The organism is Lewinellaceae bacterium, from assembly GCA_020636135.1.
Taxonomy (GTDB): Bacteria; Bacteroidota; Bacteroidia; order Chitinophagales; family Saprospiraceae; genus JAGQXC01.
In genome coordinates this window covers 3,076,946-3,096,384 of sequence record JACJYK010000001.1, presented here as the reverse complement: position 1 = coordinate 3,096,384, position 19,439 = coordinate 3,076,946, and the positions used below count along the sequence as shown (strand labels likewise).

At 47.9% G+C, this 19,439-nt stretch carries 15 protein-coding genes; 4 read left to right on the top strand and 11 right to left on the bottom strand.

What is annotated here, in order from left to right:
• Positions 1 to 300 precede the first annotated feature (300 nt).
• The gene (locus H6570_11855; protein MCB9319972.1) at positions 301 to 3,504 is read right to left on the bottom strand and encodes a PD40 domain-containing protein; all 3,204 of its coding nucleotides are present in this window, start codon (positions 3,502 to 3,504) and stop codon (positions 301 to 303) included.
• A 170-nt stretch (positions 3,505 to 3,674) separates the two neighbouring features.
• Between H6570_11855 and H6570_11850 the strand changes: the two genes are divergently transcribed.
• On the top strand, positions 3,675 to 5,483 hold the full coding sequence (locus H6570_11850; protein MCB9319971.1) for a hypothetical protein: 1,809 nt from the start codon (positions 3,675 to 3,677) through the stop codon (positions 5,481 to 5,483).
• A gap of 17 nt (positions 5,484 to 5,500) precedes the next feature.
• On the top strand, positions 5,501 to 6,877 hold the full coding sequence (locus tag H6570_11845) for a right-handed parallel beta-helix repeat-containing protein (protein MCB9319970.1): 1,377 nt from the start codon (positions 5,501 to 5,503) through the stop codon (positions 6,875 to 6,877).
• A gap of 22 nt (positions 6,878 to 6,899) precedes the next feature.
• Here H6570_11845 and H6570_11840 read toward each other — a convergent pair whose 3' ends face one another.
• From H6570_11840 to H6570_11830, 3 genes are all read right to left on the bottom strand, one after another.
• Positions 6,900 to 8,201 (bottom strand): dienelactone hydrolase, encoded by a 1,302-nt coding sequence (locus H6570_11840; protein MCB9319969.1) that lies wholly within the window; start codon positions 8,199 to 8,201, stop codon positions 6,900 to 6,902.
• A 67-nt stretch (positions 8,202 to 8,268) separates the two neighbouring features.
• Complete coding sequence (locus tag H6570_11835) at positions 8,269 to 9,747, bottom strand: T9SS type B sorting domain-containing protein (GenBank protein MCB9319968.1); 1,479 nt, start codon at positions 9,745 to 9,747, stop codon at positions 8,269 to 8,271.
• A 102-nt stretch (positions 9,748 to 9,849) separates the two neighbouring features.
• The gene (locus tag H6570_11830; protein MCB9319967.1) at positions 9,850 to 10,242 is read right to left on the bottom strand and encodes a CoA-binding protein; all 393 of its coding nucleotides are present in this window, start codon (positions 10,240 to 10,242) and stop codon (positions 9,850 to 9,852) included.
• A 203-nt stretch (positions 10,243 to 10,445) separates the two neighbouring features.
• Here H6570_11830 and H6570_11825 point away from each other — a divergent pair, with 203 nt between their 5' ends.
• Entirely contained in the window at positions 10,446 to 12,932 is a 2,487-nt protein-coding gene (locus H6570_11825) for a glycoside hydrolase family 2 protein (GenBank protein ID MCB9319966.1), read from the top strand.
• Between the two features lie 622 nt (positions 12,933 to 13,554).
• On the opposite strand, the gene H6570_11820 is transcribed toward H6570_11825, so the two are convergent.
• The 5 genes from H6570_11820 to H6570_11800 all read right to left on the bottom strand — a co-directional run bounded on the left by H6570_11820 (position 13,555) and on the right by H6570_11800 (position 16,163).
• Complete coding sequence (locus H6570_11820) at positions 13,555 to 13,833, bottom strand: hypothetical protein (protein ID MCB9319965.1); 279 nt, start codon at positions 13,831 to 13,833, stop codon at positions 13,555 to 13,557.
• Between the two features lie 197 nt (positions 13,834 to 14,030).
• Positions 14,031 to 14,429 carry a hypothetical protein gene (locus H6570_11815; protein MCB9319964.1) on the bottom strand — a complete coding sequence of 133 codons (399 nt, stop codon included), beginning with the start codon at positions 14,427 to 14,429 and terminating at the stop codon, positions 14,031 to 14,033.
• 74 nt (positions 14,430 to 14,503) lie between these two features.
• Positions 14,504 to 14,665, bottom strand: coding sequence for a hypothetical protein (locus H6570_11810; GenBank protein ID MCB9319963.1), 162 nt, complete (start codon positions 14,663 to 14,665; stop codon positions 14,504 to 14,506).
• A 314-nt stretch (positions 14,666 to 14,979) separates the two neighbouring features.
• A complete protein-coding gene (locus H6570_11805) occupies positions 14,980 to 15,381 on the bottom strand; it encodes a hypothetical protein (GenBank protein ID MCB9319962.1) in 402 nt (133 codons plus the stop codon).
• A complete protein-coding gene (locus H6570_11800) occupies positions 15,378 to 16,163 on the bottom strand; it encodes a T9SS type A sorting domain-containing protein (protein MCB9319961.1) in 786 nt (261 codons plus the stop codon). The genes H6570_11805 and H6570_11800 overlap by 4 nt, the downstream gene beginning before the upstream one ends.
• Before the next feature lie 445 nt (positions 16,164 to 16,608).
• Between H6570_11800 and H6570_11795 the strand changes: the two genes are divergently transcribed.
• The gene (locus H6570_11795; GenBank protein ID MCB9319960.1) at positions 16,609 to 17,742 is read left to right on the top strand and encodes a glycoside hydrolase family 43 protein; all 1,134 of its coding nucleotides are present in this window, start codon (positions 16,609 to 16,611) and stop codon (positions 17,740 to 17,742) included.
• Between the two features lie 47 nt (positions 17,743 to 17,789).
• Here H6570_11795 and H6570_11790 read toward each other — a convergent pair whose 3' ends face one another.
• Positions 17,790 to 18,962: an acetyl-CoA C-acyltransferase gene (locus H6570_11790; protein ID MCB9319959.1), complete on the bottom strand. Its 1,173-nt coding sequence runs from the start codon at positions 18,960 to 18,962 to the stop codon at positions 17,790 to 17,792.
• Positions 18,860 to 19,369, bottom strand: coding sequence for a four helix bundle protein (locus H6570_11785; protein ID MCB9319958.1), 510 nt, complete (start codon positions 19,367 to 19,369; stop codon positions 18,860 to 18,862). The genes H6570_11790 and H6570_11785 overlap by 103 nt, the downstream gene beginning before the upstream one ends.
• Between the last annotated feature and the right edge of the window lie 70 nt (positions 19,370 to 19,439).

Here is a 19,439-nt window from a genome sequence, read left to right as displayed (position 1 = left end):
TATTGACACAAGGAATGATTTAAATGGGTGGACGTTAGTGATCCGGATCACATACCAAAACTGAATTTGCTTGATAAGGAGTCAACCTGGTGCTGATAATCCTCTTTTGTTAGCAATGATTATAGAATAATACACCTCTGAACCTCAATCAGGACTGGATGGCATCAAGGCAACTGGTTAATGATATGAACATTCCTGTCCTTTCAAGAACGGCCGTATTATGTGGAATGGCGTTATGGAACAGGACCCGGAATGCCTCTTTGTTAAAAATTGAACTCAATAAAAAGATAAATTAATCCTTTAATTTGATTTTGGACGGCTAACTCTCACCGGATCTTTGGGTTGTGGGAGCAGTTTGACCCGCTCGGTCTTTAACTTATCCATCCCAACTTCCACAGCTCGTTTCAATTGGATGTCCTCTCCGGTAAATGCATCTTCAACGACTTCCACATCAGGTGTTATACCTTTATTTTCAACATCCCATTCACCATCGGTATTAAAGAATCCGCCACGGGGTGCAGTCATATAACCTCCATCAACCAGATTTGGCACATCCCATATTCCGACCAGGCCTCCCCACGTCCGTGTTCCTACCAATGTACCTACCTTCCTTTTTTTGAACATGTAAGGTAAGTAGTCTCCACCGGACCCGGCCGACTCGTTGATGATCATGACCTTTGGTCCCCATATGCCTGCACCGGGACTGGTGAAGGGCTGTTTATCTCCGATCGGGTTGCTGAAATAACCCATCAACGACCGGTCAAGGAGGTCAACAATGTAGTCGGCCGCAGAACCTCCCTGATTGTATCGCTCGTCAATGATGGCTCCCGCCTTTTCTTTCTGGGCGAAATAATAGCGGTTAAAATTATTGTAACCCCCATTGGCCGTGTTGGGCAGCCATAGGTAAGCCAATTGGTGATCACTCCAGGCATCCACCTTCCGCCGGTTGGATTCGATCCAGTCTACCTGACGCAGAGCATATTCACTGGACACCGGGGTAATATTCAGCAGACGGGCTCCTTCCTGTACAGGGCGGTCATTGACCAGCAACCGGATCTGTTTACCTGCCGTAAAATCAAAATAGCTGTACAGGTTCCGGTCACTGGTTATGTCCTGGCCGTTGACAGCAATAAGGTAGTCTCCCGGATGTGCATCGATGCCCGGCCCAGCCAGGGGAGCGGCAACACCCGGGTTCCAGCTTTCCCCGTTGTAAATCTTTTTGATGCGGTAGCGGCCATTTTCGATGGCGAAATCAGCCCCCAGCATGCCGACAGGCACCCGGTCAATAGACGGATATTCTCCGCCTCCGGTAAAGGAGTGGCCAACCGAAGTCTCACCTCCGAGGATGTCCAGGAGATACGTCAGGTCGCTGCGATGCCGCGCATATTTTACCAGTGGCGCGTAGGCCCGATAGGCCCAGTCCAGATCCAGGCCATGGACATTCCGTACATAAAAATAGTCTCGCTGAAAGCGCCAGGCTTCGTGAAACATCTGTTCCCACTCACGGACAGGGTCGATATACATTTGCATACCTTTCGTGGACAATGCGCCGCTACCTGGTGACGGTTTCGCTCCGGCGTCTACCAATGCATAACCCGCGTTGGACTGGATCATTACTTTTTTGTGATCACTTGACAGGTAGATGTTCTGTACGCCATCCTGCCATTCCTCCAGCTTCTGTTTTTCAAGGTCGTATTGCAACAGACTGTAACCGGGAGCATCATCATTCTGTCTGAGCAGGAAAAACTTCTCCTCTGGCCCTGCCACGATGGACTGGTAAGCCCGGACAGGAATGTCCAATGCAATAATGCGTCTGCCGATATCTTCAAAGTCAATTTGAACCACCTTACCGGTGTCTTCCTTCATTTTTGCATCACCGGAGGATTCATCATCGCTTTTTGGAGCGATGGGAGAAGATGCATCTTTGCGTAGTACGACTGCATAGACCCCATTACGGATGGTGCGTTCTGCGGATGACATATCCAGCCAGCCTACGTTAAGCGCATAATTGGTGCTGGCCAGCAGATAGAGGTATTTTCCGCTGGCATCCCAGGCAGGGCTGGTACAATCCGCCATGCCATCGGTAATCGGATACGATTTTTTCTGCTCCAGGGAATAAACAAAGATTGCGTCGTACTCACTGGTAAGACGCTTGGTGTAGGCAATCCATTTGCTGTCTGGCGACCATTCCGGATAGATGGTCCGAACCGGGTGTGCAAATCCTTCGTTGTCGATCTGGGTTGTCTTTCCGGCCGCCACATCGGTGACCCACAATGTGCGGTTAGCGTCAGCGAAGCTTATATACTTACTATCCGGTGACCAGGCCGGGGTATAATAGAAGGTCGGCGATTCCAGCTTTATCTTCCGTTTATTACCACCGAACTGATCCATCAGGTACAGCTGATACTCGCCATCCTCATCGCTGAACCAGGAAATCCATTTGCCATCAGGTGACCAGGCCGGATCGCGGTCGGCTGCTCCGGGACTGTTGGTCAGGTTCCGGATGGGTCCATTCTCTGCTGGTACCGTAAAAATGTCCCCGCGGGCCCCAAACAATGCCCGTTTGCCGGTGGCAGACAAAGAAACACTCTGGATTTCGCCGGATACATCTTCCCAATGTGGTCTGACCCAGGGAAAATCACCATCGACGGTGATATTCAGTTTTACAGGCTCCTGATCGGATGCAGGATTCAAAGTATACAATTCACCGCCATTCTCAAAGATGAGCATACCGTCGCCGGCACTGAGGTTTTTACAGTCGTACTCCTTAAAGTGAGTGCGCTGGGTGAGATCACCATTGGTGGTGTTGTAAGCCCAGACGTTGGAAGCATGATCACGGTCGGATAGAAAATAAACATTTTCCTGGATCCACACCGGATTCCGGTCGGTGGTATTGTCATTGGGTAGGGTAGTGACTGTCTTTTCCGCAAGATTGGCGATGAAGATGGGGACGTTCTGCCCCCCTTTGTAATTTCTGAATTCGGTTTCCCATCCTTCGAATTTCCGGAACACCAGTCGATTTCCATCGGCGTTATAATTGCCTTCATCCGCCCTGGCCAAGGGCAATGCACGGGGGAAATGATCTTTCAGTGAAATGGTGAACAGCTTGTTCATAGGATATGGTACTCCTTCCCGTGGTGACGCAAAAAGGACCGACTGTCCATCCGGGGTCCATCCTCGTACCAGGTCATTCGCTGGGTGCCAGGTGAGCCGCATAGGTTCACCGCCATGTATGGACACCACGTAAACATCTTTATTACCGTCGTATTCGCCGGTGAATGCGACTATCTGACCATCCGGAGAAAAATGCGGGTATAGTTCCTGGCCGGTGAAAGAGGTAAGCCTTTGTGGGTCACTGCCGTCACGATTGGCAATCCAGATATCGTTGGCGTAAACGAAGGCTATGTGGTCGTCACTGATGGCAGGTTGCCTAAGCAGTTTGGTTTGAGCAAATATGGAAGTGAAATACAGGCAGAATAAGCAAGGAAGGAATATTTTTTTCATAGTCGAGAAAGGCTTTCCTCCAAGATAATGATTTTTGGATTGTACGTGATGGCTTCTGATTTAAAGGGTCTATTGCAAGATTTAGATTCTGAGATAGCCTGTTAAATTGTATTTTCAGGGGAGAACCAAATGATCGATTTGTGAAAAAGAACCTTCATATTGCCTGGGTCATGTGTGCCCTAATCGTTACTTCGGCACAGACTCAGACGCCTTACAAAGTTTCAATTTACACGCGAGCCGCAGAGGTACAGAAAATGGCTGATTCCACATGGCTGCACCAAACCTGGTCGGCGATTGCGTCGCAAATGCATGTGGATAAAATTTACCTGGAGATCCACCGGGACATGCTTTTTATTGAGGCGGATCAGATGCGGAAATTGATCAGTTTTTTTAAAAATCAAGGCCTTGAAGTGGCAGGAGGTATCACCTTCACGATCGATGAAAGCAATAATTTCGAGACATTTTGCTATTCCAGGCCGGAACATCTGAAAATGGCTCAGGATATCATAGAGCGATGCGCGTCATTATTCGATGAGATCATACTGGACGATTTTTTCTTTACCAGTTGTAAATGCAACGAATGCATCCGCAAAAAAGGACAGCGGACCTGGGATGAATACCGCCTCCAGATGATGACCGATGTAGCCCAAAACGTCATAATTGGACCAGCCAAAAAGATAAATCCCAAGGTGAAGGTTGTGGTGAAATACCCCAACTGGTATGCGCATTTTCATGAACTGGGCTTTAACCTGGAGACGGAGCCAGCGATTTTTGACGGACTTTATACGGGCACGGAAACACGGGATGCCGTCAACAGTAACCAGCACTTGCAACCCTATCTCGGATTCCAGCTATTCCGTTATTTTGAACATTTAAAACCCGGCCACAATGGCGGCGGCTGGGTGGATACCTATGGTAGCGTAACCTTTGACCGGTACGCAGAACAATTGTGGCTGACTTTATTTGCCAAGGCTCCGGAAATGACACTTTTCGAATATTCAGCCATGGCAAGTCCTTTGCGGCGATCGATGATCGCTCCCTGGAGCAACCGGGAAACCAGCTTTGATTATGCCACCTTTGAAACCATTGATAGGTCGATGGCCAGCGCCGCCCAGCATGCCCTGGATGCCGTAAAGCCATTTATTGGACAATTAGGGACCCCGATTGGTATCAAGAGTTACCGGCCATTTCATGCCGATGGTGAGGCCTTCCTTGAGTCGTATCTGGGAATGATCGGTCTACCAATCGACATTGTTCCGGAATTCCCCGAATCGGAAGGAATTGTTTTATTAACCGAACAGGCAGCAAAGGACCCTGATATCCTGGACAAAATGGACCGCCGGCTTCAGTCCGGGGAAGACGTGGTGATTACTTCCGGATTGGTAAATGCACTCCGGGGCCGGGGCCTTGACCGGATCGTGGACATTACCTATACCGGGCGTAAAGCAATGGTCCGGGATTTTCTGATGCGATTCAGGACCATCCCCGGAAGCAAGGAGATACTGATACCACAGTTGGAATATTATACCAATGACAGTTGGGAGGTCATATCCGCCATGGGAAATGGTCAGGGGTGGCCTTTATTACATCGTGGGTCCTATGGAGGCGGAAACCTGTATGTGCTGACCATACCGGATAATTACCGAGATATGTATGACCTTCCTGATGAGGTCTTGAATGCCATCCGGGAAACACTGACACGTGCGTTGCCTTTCCGGTTGCAGGGGCCTTCCCAGGTTGCCTTGTTCCCCTACGACAACCAAACCATGGTGGTGGAATCATTCCGGGATGACCCGGTGGATGTCCGGTTGATAACGACCCGAAAGCCCAATGAATTACTTGATGTGGTCAACCGGATTGCGATCGAAATGACAGTTATTCCAGAGGTTAAATTTTGGGGAAGGACCATCACTCCGGAACAATATGCTTTCACCATTCATCTGGCACCACATTCCTTTAAAGCATTGATGACCAAATGATTACAAATATTCAGTTCATGCAAATAATCCGCTGGCTGAGGTGGTTTCCAGTGGTCTGTTTTATCCTGATGACAATGCTGCAATGCCAGATGGGTGTAAATAGGCCACAGGAATATTCCGTCACTGCATTTGGAGCTACAGGAGATGGTAAGACCAACGATCATGATGCCATACAACGTGCCATCGATGCTTGCCGGGGCACTGGTGGAACCGTCCATTTTCCACCCGGTAATTATCTGACCGGCCAGCTCATTTTGGGGAGCCACATACGCATCCAGATCGACTCCGGTGCGACCATTTTGGGTGTCCAGTCTGACGAAGAGACAGACTACCCGCACACGTTAATTGAAACAAGGTACCCGAATCGCATGCTCGAGGACTGTCAGCGACGGCTGCTTTTCGGAAATCATGTGGAGGATGTCACCATTACCGGTAAAGGCGTCATCGACGGGCAAGGTGATTTTGAACCCTGGATGCACGTACAGTCGCTCGGTACCGAAAAAGACCGGCCCTCCATACTGGCTTTTGTGGGTAGTAAAAATATCACCGTAGAAGGCATAACCCTGATCGATCCCGCTTGCTGGACCCAGGTGTATATCGAATCGGATAGTATTACCATCCGTGGGATCACGGTGCATACCGGCAATCTCACTCCGAATCGGGATGGCATAGATATCGTGGATTGCCATCAGGTACTTATCGAAGATTGTGTCATTCAGTCGGAAGATGACGGCATTTGTTTTAAGAGCGGAAGCGAATACGGGTGTGAGCAAATCACCGTAAAAGACTGCTTGATCGATAAGCTCAATGTGCGGGCAGGCAATTGTTTTAAGTTTGGTACGGATGGCCTGGGCAGATTTGCCCATTTTGAAATATCAGATTTGACTCTGAAAAATGCGTTACAAAATTCTGCTATTGCGATAGAGAGTATGGATGGCGCACTGATTGATGATATTCTGATCCGGGATTGTGAAATCACCCATTGCGGTCAAGCGATCTTTATGATCCTGGCAGACCGGCGTCGTTCTGTTCCAGGTCGTGAGACCCGTATCGGGTCTATATCCAATGTAACCTTCCGCAACATCCGGGGCTCGGATTTCACGCAATCTTACCCATCTATCCTGACCGGGATCCCAGGCCATAACATTCAGAACGTCACTTTTGAAAAGGTGCAATTGGAAATGGCAGGTGGTATCCGGAAGGCGGATGAACCGGTGAAGGAATACGATGGCAAGTACCCGGAGGGCAGTTCATTTGGCAATACGCCCGCCTTTGCTTTTTATGTTCGCCACCTGGACCAGATCACTTTTGACCAATGTACATTTACGACCAAGCACGAAGATGCCCGGCCCTGGCTTGCCCGGGAGGACGTCAAAGAGCTAGTCGTCCATTGATTTGAGTCCATTCCTCCTGTTACTACCTGGCTGGCTGATATTCCCAGCGCAATCCGATTGAGGTCCTTGGCTTAAAACCTTTCCAGACCTCAAGATTGGCATCCGGACTCAAATCCAGGTATTCCTTGTAGGGTATTCCCTTCAGATAGTATCCCAGGAACGCCGTGACAAAATGCTGATTGATGTTGTTGATGCGTCGCATGTCCCACACCGAATCGGCATACCGGAGGTATTCGTTGATGTTCAATCCGGGCTGCATACTTGCTACCGGCGGTGGATTGGGCGCTACGTTGTGGCGGGCATTCACATAAGTGAGGAGGTATCTTTCTGCGTGGATGGCGCCATCAAAAATCTTTTTAGTTCCTTGTTCGTATCCTGAAACATCGTCCTGGTCGCCCGCTACAAAGAAGGTCGGCAGATGCAATCCTGCCAGGCCTGCCGAGTCCCAAACCCCTACATTCATGCCCCATGGTGCAAAGGCTACGACCGCTTTGAAGCGTGGATCCTGGGATTTCTGGTACGCTTCAGAATCTGCTCCGCGCATGGCCAGGGCATCACTTCCGGCGGCCATTCCGCTAAACAAGCCGACTGCCCGGCTGCTGAAGCCGGCTCCGGTCGTATTCAGCGCTCCATAGCCCCCCATGGAATAACCGATCAATCCGGCGTGATCCGCATCCACCAAACCAGCCAGGAAATGACCACTGTTAGGTTGTGCAAGCCGCCCTATTTCATCCAGGGTAAACAGTTGGTCCAACGGCCGATTCAATAACGTGCTGGTAAACGCTGCTGCATCCTGAAAGGTCGATTCCGTGTGGTCAATGGCGACGACCACGTACCCTTTGGAAGCCAGATTCTCGGTCAGGTAGGACATCAGATAACGGGAACCGGTGTAGCCGTGAGACACAATAACCAAAGGATACGGACCATGTTCCCGGTCGGGATCGGCATCGCGTACACAACGTCCTGTAAAAGAGAAAGGAATCAATGGCCTGGTTTCATCACCATGATTGCCCAGGACTTGCTGATAGGTCTCTATTTGCTCAGGATCGGTGCCGGGAGCTGCGGGATACCATACTTCCAGGACGAGGGGACGGTCGTATACTGGTGTGACACCATCCTTGCGGTTCAGGATGTCCTGTTGTTGCTGATGGATTATTGTGAACGTGCGAACCCCCACCGCAAATGAGTCGCGTGCGGCCAGTTCGGGAGCATCCGGCAAAAGATCTCCGAATGCAAAGGCCGGACTATTCTGCGCATGTAACCAATAAGCAGGATGAATTACGATCAGGAAAAGGAAAGGCAGGGTTTTGTAAAAAGGCTTCATAACGAATGAATCTGAAAGAAAGGTGATGCTAAAATAATCGTTACCGGGCATTCCGGCACGATTGGTTTCATCGCACCAGCGTTACGTCACCGGTCAGCCAGGAGGTGGTTCCATTGCCAAATTCGATCCAAGCCTGGTAGATGTAGACACCGGACGGCGATGCCATACCATGATAGGTACCATCCCATCCTTCCTGATTACCGGAAACATTTTCCAGTTCAAAAAGGATGTTGCCCCAGCGATCCAGGATCCGGAATACTCTGATGGACTTGACACAGCTTCCCGTAATCGGAACATACAGGTCGTTGATTCCATCATCGTTCGGAGTAAATGCATTGGGGAAATAGATTTTGCGGCAGGGGACGACCCGTACCCTCACTTCATCGATGGCCGTGCATCCGGTAGCTGGGTCGGTTACCGTTACGTGATAGGTTGTGCTGGTGGCGGGTGATGCTTCAGGGATGGGACAGTCGGCGCAGGAAAGCTGGTCGGCAGGGGACCACGACCATTGCAGATTGGAAAGGTCAGGCGCCTCGACCAACAGCTGTATGGAAGTTCCATTTTCAATTTCCAGGGGATCGCCGGCATCAATCGCAAAATCGACCGGCTCAAGCAATGTCATCACGATGCTGTCGCAGGAGGGGAGGCCGCGCAGGGTGTCCGCATAAAATCCGGGTTGATCGTAGGCATGGCCATTAAAATTAAAGGTAGAGCCCGGGCATAATCCGACTGTCTGATGGCCGACGGGAAGTGCAACGTCGGTGATCACCCGGATGGTGTCGTAGGCAATTTGGATGGCCTGGAATCCTATGTCATCGAGGGCGAAGTCGTTTCCATCCGGATTCAGGTTTTGGTTGAGGATGCAGATGGAAGCCAGGGTATCACTCCCGGAATTCCAAAGTTCATAAAACTGGGTCCACAGACAATTGGTCGTCGTGACCAGAAAGTCGGATCCAAGTTTGACGCCGTTGATCGCAAACTGGAGTCGGGGTGGAGCTCCGCAGGTGCAGATGTTCTGGATCCAGCAGGAGAATGCATAGGTCGTATTGGGTTGCACCCGGATGTTCTGACACCAGACCCGGGCATCCGGCACAGAAGCCCCGTCCACCAGGAGCATACTGTCCCGCCCGGTGGTATGGTCAAAACAAGGGCTGAAGCCATTCCACCAGGAGTCAGTCCGCTGGTCGGTCAGATAATAGCGTCCGGACTGAGCGGAAGGATTGTACGCATAGTCGCTGAGAAAGCCCTGATTTCCCTGGTTGAAATGGGGATTGACGATGAGGTTGTCCAAGACCTGATAGATGGTGCATACATAGATGGATGTGGCGTTCACTTTCGCTGTCGTGGAAGACAGCGAAGGGAAAGCGATGCCCTGCTCGGGGGACCATTGGTAGCCTATCCCTGGAATATCCGTCGAAAGATCAACCGATCCTCCCGGACAGGCGTGGATGATGCGTTGCGGGTAAGCAGTAAAACTCAATAGAATCAGGGATAAACCTGTGAAAAGGATCCGGGGTAAATTGGTATCTCGATGAATAAAAATCATCTTGGTTGGTGCTGCACAATCACAATATCAGAAATTCTGTGTCAAACACCTTAACTCTGAACTGGATTAAAGACTTGTGATTTAGCTTGATAAAAGAGGACTTCAAACAAACTGATCGGTAGCCAACAGCACCAGGTTACATGCATATTCGGTTTCGATTCCGGCATCTTCGGCCAGCAACTTTAATTCTGTATTTTCTGTACCCGGGTTGAAGATGATCCGTTGCGGATGTAATGCCAGGATGTAATCGTATAGCGGAGGCTGATTTTGAGGCCCGATGTACAGCGACAGGGTATGCACATCCGTAATCCTGGGTTGGTCCGTGCGAATAGGAATGCCTTCGATGGTGCCATCCTTAACTCCGATCGGAATAACATCATACCCTTCAAGGGCCAAACGACGGGTTGCTTCGTATGAAATGCGCGATGGATTAGGCGAGGCGCCCAGTACCACCACCCGAACGGTGGCCGGATCGATAACAGATTTATTTCTCATCAGTCAAGTAACACCGGATGGCTCTCACGTGTTCACCACCCCATACCCCATACCCCATACCCCATACCCCATACCCCACACCCCATACCCCACATCCCTTTATCCTTTATCCCTTATCCTTTATCCTTTATCCCTTAACCCCTTTTTCCTCAAATCTGATCTCGTTTCTTCGTACCTTCGAACTTCGCAAATACACGTACGTCATGAGAACCTTTTCATCATGGTTCATCCCGCTGATCGCATTGATCATAATTGCTCAGTTGGGCTGTCAACAGGCTCCTGAAACACCAGTAGAAGGACGGTTAACTGAAAACGTCGACCAAAACTGGCGATTCCATCTGGGCGATGTGCCGGAAGCGAAGGAAGCATCGTTCGCAGATGTTTCCTGGCGCCAGCTGAACCTGCCCCACGATTGGAGTATTGAGGGTGAATTTTCCAGAGATAATCCGGCAGGTGCCGGCGGCGGCGCATTGCCAGGAGGCATCGGATGGTACCGCAAGCAATTTGATGCTCCGAAAGACTCCCTCGATAAGCATTTATTTATCGAGTTTGACGGGATTTACATGAATTCCGAAGTGTGGATTAACGGACAATCCCTTGGGATACGTCCCAACGGTTACATTTCTTTCCGTTACGATATGACTCCCTATATTCGATGGGGTAAGGATAACATCATTGCAGTACGTGTTGACAACGCTCAACAACCCAACTCGCGCTGGTATTCCGGTTCGGGGATCTATCGACACGTGCGCCTGATAACCACCGGGCCGGCCTATGTGGATCTGTGGGGTACCCATATCGAAACCCCGGAGGTTGGAGATAGTGTGGCCGTGGTGAAAGTAAACACGCAAATACGCCAGCATTATCCGCAGGCCGAGAATCTGAAGGTCTATCAGCGCATCCTGGATCCGGATGGTCAGGAAGTTACCGTAACTGATCAAAAAGTGCGGTCGCACGTCGGTGCCATCCTGGATGTCGATGATGAACTGCGGGTTACTGCCCCCCGGTTATGGTCGGTTGAATCCCCGAATTTATATACCCTCATTACCGAAATCCGGGATTTCAACGGGACGCTCGTGGATCGCTATTCCACCTCCTTCGGTATTCGCGATTTTCATTTTGATCCCCAACAGGGCTTGATCCTTAACGGTCAGCGTCTACGGTTGTACGGCGTCTGTATGCATCACGACCTGGGTGCCCTGGGGGCTGCCGTGAATACCCGGGCCATCGAACGCCAGTTGGAGATCCTGAAAGGCATGGGTGTCAATGCCATCCGTACCTCCCACAACCCGCCGGCACCAGAATTGCTGGATTTATGCGATCGTATGGGTTTTGTTGTGATGGATGAGGCATTTGACATGTGGAAAAGGCCAAAAAATCCTTATGACTATCACCTTTACTGGGATGAATGGCACACCAGGGACCTGCAGGATCAGATCCTGAGGGATCGGAATCACCCATCGGTTATGATGTGGAGCGTAGGCAATGAAATTCCGGAGCAGTCGGTGGCTATCTGGCGTAATGAAAATGGAACCTGGGTGAACACCGGTACCGTAGACAGCTCCGGGTACTATACGTTTATTGAGCTAAAAAAGACGGTGCTTGACCTGGACAAGACCAGACCTGTAACCGTTGCTATCGACCAGGTAAATCCTCAAAATGCACTACTGGGAACCGACCAGGAAGACCTGATCTGCTACAATTACCGGCATCCCTACTGGGCAACCGCCCAAAAGATGTGGGGTGATAAACCTTTTCTGGCTACGGAGGCTGCCTCGGCATTTGAGACAAGGGGATATTATCACATGCCATCCGATCAGATCACCCGCGCCGGATTTCTCCCTGCGGGAGACGATAGCACAGGTAAGGATATGGTGGCTTCTTCTTATGATAATTTCTGTGCTTCCTGGGCTTCGACGCACGAAGAGTCCCTCCAGGAGTTCTTTCGCCTGGATGATATGGCCGGAACCTTCATCTGGACCGGTTTTGACTACCTGGGTGAGCCTACCCCTTACGGATATCCGGCGCGTAGCTCGTATTTCGGGATCGTAGACCTTGCCGGCTTCCCGAAAGATGCCTATTACCTCTATCAGAGTGTATGGACCGACAAACCGGTTTTGCATCTTTTGCCCCACTGGAACTGGTCCCCTGGCGATACGGTAGACGTATGGGCTTATTACAGTCAGGCCGACGAGGTGGAGCTCTTCCTCAATGACCGCTCGCTTGGAGTTCAAAAGAAAATAGGAGACTCGCTGCATGTCCAGTGGCGTACGGTCTTTGAGCCAGGCGTATTGCGGGCAGTGAGCCGGAAGAATGGGCAGCAAGTTTTGGAGACCCTGGTCCAGACAGCTGGAACTCCGGCGCGTATCGAATTATCCGTAGATCGGGATAAGATTCAATCCGATGGCAGTGATCTGAGTTTTGTTACCGTCCGGATCGTGGATGAAAAAGGGAATTTAGTCCCCAATGCCAACAACCATGTCGAATTTTCAGTCAGTGGCCCCGCATTTATTGCCGGTGTCGATAATGGGTTGCAGACCAGCATGGAGCCCTTCAAGGCTGAAAGCCGGGATGCCTTCAATGGCATGTGCCTGGCCATACTGCAGTCGACCGGAGTCAAGGGTCGGATCAGCTTGCAGGCAAAGAGCGAAGGACTGACCGGAGCGGCAATTGAAGTGACTGCGGAGTAGGATCATTTGGTGTCCGATGTCCTTTGATCGGTACCTGTTGGTTAAATGATCCAATAAAATCAAAAAACCTAAATAGCTACTCTTAAATCTAGATCTTTCTTAGTGCTCCTTGGTGCCTTACATGCCGTAGTGTTTGTTATTCTCCCTGGGACAAATGCCTCCTATTCGATTTTATTATATAGGAAGTTTTTGCAATGGGAAAGGAGATCCCATTGACTAAAGAGATCATTGCGGAGAAGGAATTACTATTAAAATGCAAAATGAGCTGCTTGAATAAAAGAATTCAGCGTGGAAGCAAAATGACAAGTGATCAGGAGCTTTGTGGGCATGGGACTTAAAGTAGACAGTGCCCTACCGATGGCCAAGCTTTCACGCAGTACTTATTATTAACAGCCAAAAAGTAGATAATGGGCAAGCTTGCCAGCAGCACAACCCTTTGTCATGGTAGGACGATAACCAATGAAGAGGTCGTCAAGGAAATTAGTAAAATACTTGAACCTTAGTTTATTGATTATGGATACCTCAGTACTACGGCTCGATTGCAAGAATCAGGAAATCAGATTGGGAAAGCTAAGTGTATCCAAATAATCGATCAGTGTAAAGCATGCACCGAAACGCAAATTTACTCCAAACGTTTATATTTGTGTTTCATCGGTCCTTCATCACCACTTAAACCCAAAATGATTTCATCGTAATCAATCATAATTACATCGGACTCTTCTACTTGAATTTCTTTAAATACAGTTACGATATTACTGGTGGAGTCATTCGCGGTGTATGTACCAGATTGAATATCTAACAAAGGAAATTTTGCCGTTAAATCTCCGTTTTCATAAAATACATAAATAGCCCCTTCATATGGAAGTGTTTCCCATTCCGTATTACTGAATGGAAAGCCCATTGCTTCTGTTTCTTTATAACCACTTACCAATAATCACTTCACTGAGTAAAAGTTCTTCCGGTGAGTTTTCTTTTTGGCAAGCCAAAACTATTATTATTAAAGAAAAGAATGTCCAGGATTTCATTTACTGTTCTAGCTAATCATGTGCATTTTATCCAAATAAGCGAACAGCGTAAAGCGTGCACCAAAAAGCAAATTCACTCCAGCCGTTTATATTTTTGTTTCATTATTCCTTCATCACCGCTGGTACTAAAAATGATTTCATCTTTATCAATGATCGTGACGCTTGCTACCTCCACTTGAATGCCTCTGAAAATTGTCTGAATTGTATTGGTGGAATCGTCGACAATGTAAGTACCTGGCTGAAAATCCTGTGATTCGACTTTTACCATAAATGTGTTATATACCTTAAAAATATAAATTGATCCCTCATAGGATAAGGCTTCCCATTCCGTATTACTGAATGGAAAGTCCATTGATTGCACATGTTGCCACTTGCCAATAATTACCTCACTGAGTATAAATTCTTCCGGTGGAGATTCTTTTTGGCAAGCCAAAACTATTATTATTAAAGAAAAGAATGTCCAGGATTTCATTTATTGTGCTGGTAAATCATGTGCATTTTATCCAAATAAGCGAACAGCGTAAAGCGTGCTCCGAAAAGCAAATTTTACTCCAGCCGTTGATACTTCTGTTTGAACGGGCCTTCATCACCACAGGCTCCCCAGATCATTTCATCATTGTTGGGGATTGAGACATCCCAATCCATTTTCTCCAAGCCATCTCTGATGATAATGGTCAATTTAAGCGTTGAATCAATGACCGTATACATTCCAGGTTGAAAATCTTGAGAACTAAATTTAATCGAACAGTTGCCATCGACTTCGAAATCCTAAATTGTACCTTCGGAAGTTAGTCTTTCCCATTCCGTATTACTATACGGAAAGCCCATTGCTTCTATTTTTTGCCACTTGCCAATAATTACCTCACTGAGTATAAATTCTTCCGGTGGGTTTTTTTTTTGGCAAGCCAAAACTATTATTATTAAAGAAAAGAATGTCCAGGATTTCATTTATTGTGCTGGTTAATTATGTGCATTTTATCCAAATAAGCGAACAGCGTAAAGCGTGCACCGAAAAGCAAATTTTACTCCAGCCGTTTATACTTATATTTAATTGGTCCTTCAATCCCAGAGGAACTGAAAATAATTTCATCATGATTTATTATGATAATAGAAGATTCTTCCTCTCTTAAGTCTTTAACTACAACCTGGATCGTATATGTTGTATCGTTCACCTTATATGTTCCTGTCTGGGGATCAAGAGAATTCACTAATTCAAAGTAAGTGCCGTCATGGTAAAATTCATAAATTGGTCCTTCATATGGCAAAGTTTCCCATTCAGTCAGGCTATAAGGGAAACCCATTACTTGAATCATTTGCCATTTGCCAATAATTACCTTGCTAAGAGTATTGTCTTCCAATATATCTTCTTTGTGGCATGCAATACATAATACTATTATGCAAAAGAGAAAATTCATCCATTTCATAATTTGACAATCTTAATGGTCTTATTTAGTTGTTGATCAACCAAATTCAAAGTATATAATCCGCCTGGCCAATTTTGGATCGGGACCAATAATTTCCTAGCTGTGCTAATGGTTTGTTCGTGAATTATCCTGCCATTGAGGTCATGAATTACCAAATATTTCGGTTGGAAACCTTTATGAAATTCAATAAGCAACTCCTGATCAGCCGGATTGGGTGAAATCGAAACTTCCTGAATGGCATCATTATTTCTGATTTCCATTATCGGATCACTGGTGATCGAACCTAAATTGCAGATGGCTGTGGCAATTCGGGTCGCACTGTTTTCATTACCCGTCCCAATGGTGTAACCATTAAAAGTAATATTCGGATTGGAAAAACGGGGTGCGCGCACCGTATTGTCTGTTAGTGAGGAATTATACATGACAGTAATTCCTTCATCTCCTGAAGCAAATAAGTATCCGTGCCCACAATCGGGATTTGGATCCTGACCAATCCCGGTTAATTGATGTCTTGCTTTAAACAAATGACCTACTTCGTGCGCAAAGGTCCACCGGCCCGGCCCGGCATATGGTGCGGAAACGATGGCAAATTTACCTCCGATATAAGCAGCACCTGCAAAGGGATAATAATTCTGAGCTGTTATTAATACAGCAACATCTGCATCATAAGTATTCAGTATAGCTTGACCGATACTTGCACTTGCAAATGTGGCCAAATCAATATCGATTCTGTCTAAATAGGGGCTGTTGGAATAATTAAAGCTGGAAATCGTATGACACATGTATTGGTTAGTAATTTTTCTAAATTAATCCATTCCTTGCCGGTTGTCAATGATGAAAGGTGAGTTTAACATATTTTATATATACCACAGTCTCATCGATTTAAAACAAGATATTCCCATGTCGGACCATTCCCCCTTTGCAGGGGGCAAGGGGGATGTAACCCTTTGAAGGGGGCAAGGGCATGTAAATCTCATGATTTTGTGGTAACGCGAAGCTTCATATAGGTATGGCTTCAAGACAATTGTAAACCTTGATAAAGCTAACTCATTGCTTTTAAACAAGATTTTATCACATTCAGGATCATTCTCTATTGCTAGCGCAGACTGAAACGCCTGGGGAAAGTAGGCTGGAAGGATGTTTTCCCTAATCAGAGCTTAAAAAAGGATTGAAATATCCACCAGACAATTCCTATTTTCGGTCTTTACTGTCAAAAGCCAATAACACATGTCATTCAAAAAGTGGTACCTGAAATTCTATCCTTTCCTGATTCCCGTTTTTCTGCTGGTATTCGCCTGTAATTCTTCTTCGGAAGGTAACCGCGACGAGGACGAAGGGGAGGAAGAGCAAGAAGAGGCCATGGAAGAAATGATGGAGAACCAGGCCCAGATGAAGCCGATTTCGGAGCCGTTAGTGACTGATATCTATACCGCAGACCCATCCGCTCATGTTTTTGATCATAAGTTGTACATCTATCCGAGCCACGATTGGGAAGCCGGTATACCGGAGAATGACCTGGGCGATCATTTTGGGATGGTGGATTATCATGTCCTTTCCATGGAAACGGTTGGTGGCCCGGTTACGGATCACGGGATTGCTTTGGACATTAAAAATATTCCCTGGGCTGGCAGGCAACTTTGGGCACCTGATGCAGCTTTCAAGAACGGGACGTACTATCTGTATTTCCCGGCGAAGGACAAGGAAGATGTATTTCATATTGGCGTGGCCACCAGCACGAACCCGGCTGGTCCGTTCACCGCAATGCCGGAACCCATGGCTGGCACCTTCAGCATCGACCCTGCCGTTTACCAGGACGATGATGGAGCTTATTACATGTACTTTGGAGGTATCTGGGGCGGGCAATTGCAACGGTGGAGAACCGGTCAATACAGCCCTGATGGAGCTGAACCCGATCCCGATGAGCCGGCGCTGGGGCCTCGCATGGCAAAACTGGCGGATGACATGACCGAATTGGCCGAGCCGTTGCAGGAGTTAAAAATCCTGGATGAAAAAGGACAGCCTTTATTAACCAAAGACCACGACCGGCGCTTCTTTGAAGCTCCCTGGATGCACAAATACCAGGGCAAATATTACCTGTCGTATTCCACCGGAGATACGCATTACATCGTTTATGCGACGAGTGATAACCCTTACGGGCCTTTCACCTACCAGGGTGTCGTACTGAATCCGGTGATCGGCTGGACAAACCATCATTCCATTGTAGAATATCAAGGGAAATGGTACCTGTTCTACCACGATTCCACCCTTTCCGGTGGTAAAACACATCTGCGTTGCGTCAAAGTGACGGAACTGAAATACCGGCCGGATGGTAGTATTATTCCAATAACAGCGTACAGGTAGTAAGGTATAATGAGTTATAAGTTAGAGGATATGCGTTACATATTGCCTTAATTCAGTAACTCATAAATGCCCGCGATTCCCTGTCCACCACCAACACAGGCGGTCACCATTCCGTACTTCTGATTGCGCCGGCGCAGTTCATTGAATATCTGCGTACTTAGTTTTGCGCCCGTACATCCTAGTGGATGACCTAATGCGATTGCGCCTCCATTTACATTCACGATATCCGGATTGAGGTGGGCTTCCCGGATGACGGCCAAAGATTGTGCTGCAAAAGCTTCATTGAGTTCGATGAGTTGAATATCATCCAGCTTCAGCCCGCCTTGTAGCAAGGCTTTTGGAATGGCAGCACAGGGACCTATACCCATATACAGTGGTTCCACACCAGCTACCGAGCAACTTACCAGCCGTGCTATCGGGGTCAGATTAAGTTGCTTCATCAGCTGCTCGCTCATGACCAGGGTGAAAGCGACCCCGTCGGATGTCTGCGAAGAGTTGCCGGCGGTCACGGAGCCACCGTTGGCGAAGACCGGTTTTAATTTTGCCAGGGCTTCCAGGCTGGTGTCACCGCGAACCCCTTCGTCGGTGTCTACCACCCATGAGCGTTCTTTGCGTTGGCCATCTTCGACATAGATTTCTTCCACAGGCACCGGTACGATCTCATCCTTGAATTTACCTTCCCGGATTGCCGCTGCTGCCAGCGTATGCGAGCGTAAGGCGAAGATATCCTGGTCTTCACGGCTCACCTTGTATTTTTTGGCTACCGCCTCTGCGGTGAGTCCCATGCCTACAACATAGTTGGGAGTATGGGTGGCCACCTGGTACGAAGGCGCCAGTTTGTAACCCTCCATAGGGAGCATACTCATGCTCTCGGCTCCGCCAGCGATGAAACATTCGCCCATACCCGCCCGTATCTTGGCAACCGCGATGGAGATGGTTTCCAGTCCCGATGCGCAGTAGCGATTCACGGTCATACCGGGCACTTCCTTGCCCAACGCGCGTACCGATATTTGCCGGCCGATCTGTAATCCCTGCTCACCTTCCGGATTGGCACATCCGACGATGACATCATCCACCAGTTTGGGGTCCAGCTCCGGCGTTTCATTTAATAGATGTTTTATGACCTCAACAGCCAGATCATCGGACCGGTAAAACCGGAATCCTCCTTTCTTTGCTTTGCCGACTGCGGAGCGGTATGCTTTGACGATGTATGCTTCCATAAAGCTAGATTTGAGATTTGAGATTTGAGATTTGAGATTTGAGAATTTTCCCCCAATGAGATTTTATGTTTAAATCCAAAGATTAATTTTTGGACCTCAATAATTTGACGGAAAATAATATCCAAATGCTCCTGATTTACTGATTTAATTTCTGAATAAATAATCATTTGTGTTTCCAGTTCACAGGTAGAACCATATGCTATATCAAGAAAATGTAAGGTCTGTTTATTGGTTCCTCTGCCACAGCCTTCTGCAATATTCGAAGGAATGGATAATGCTGCACGTATCATCTGTTTATAGAAGACAGAATTTTCATTCTCGCATTCATTGAAAAAATGATAGATGAAAATGCATAGTTCCTTAGCCTTTTTCCATGCTATAAGCTCTTTGTAATTATGATATGCCATACATAAGTGGTTATAATAGGTTCATCTCACATCTCGCATCTCGCATCTCCCATCTCAAATCTCCCATCTC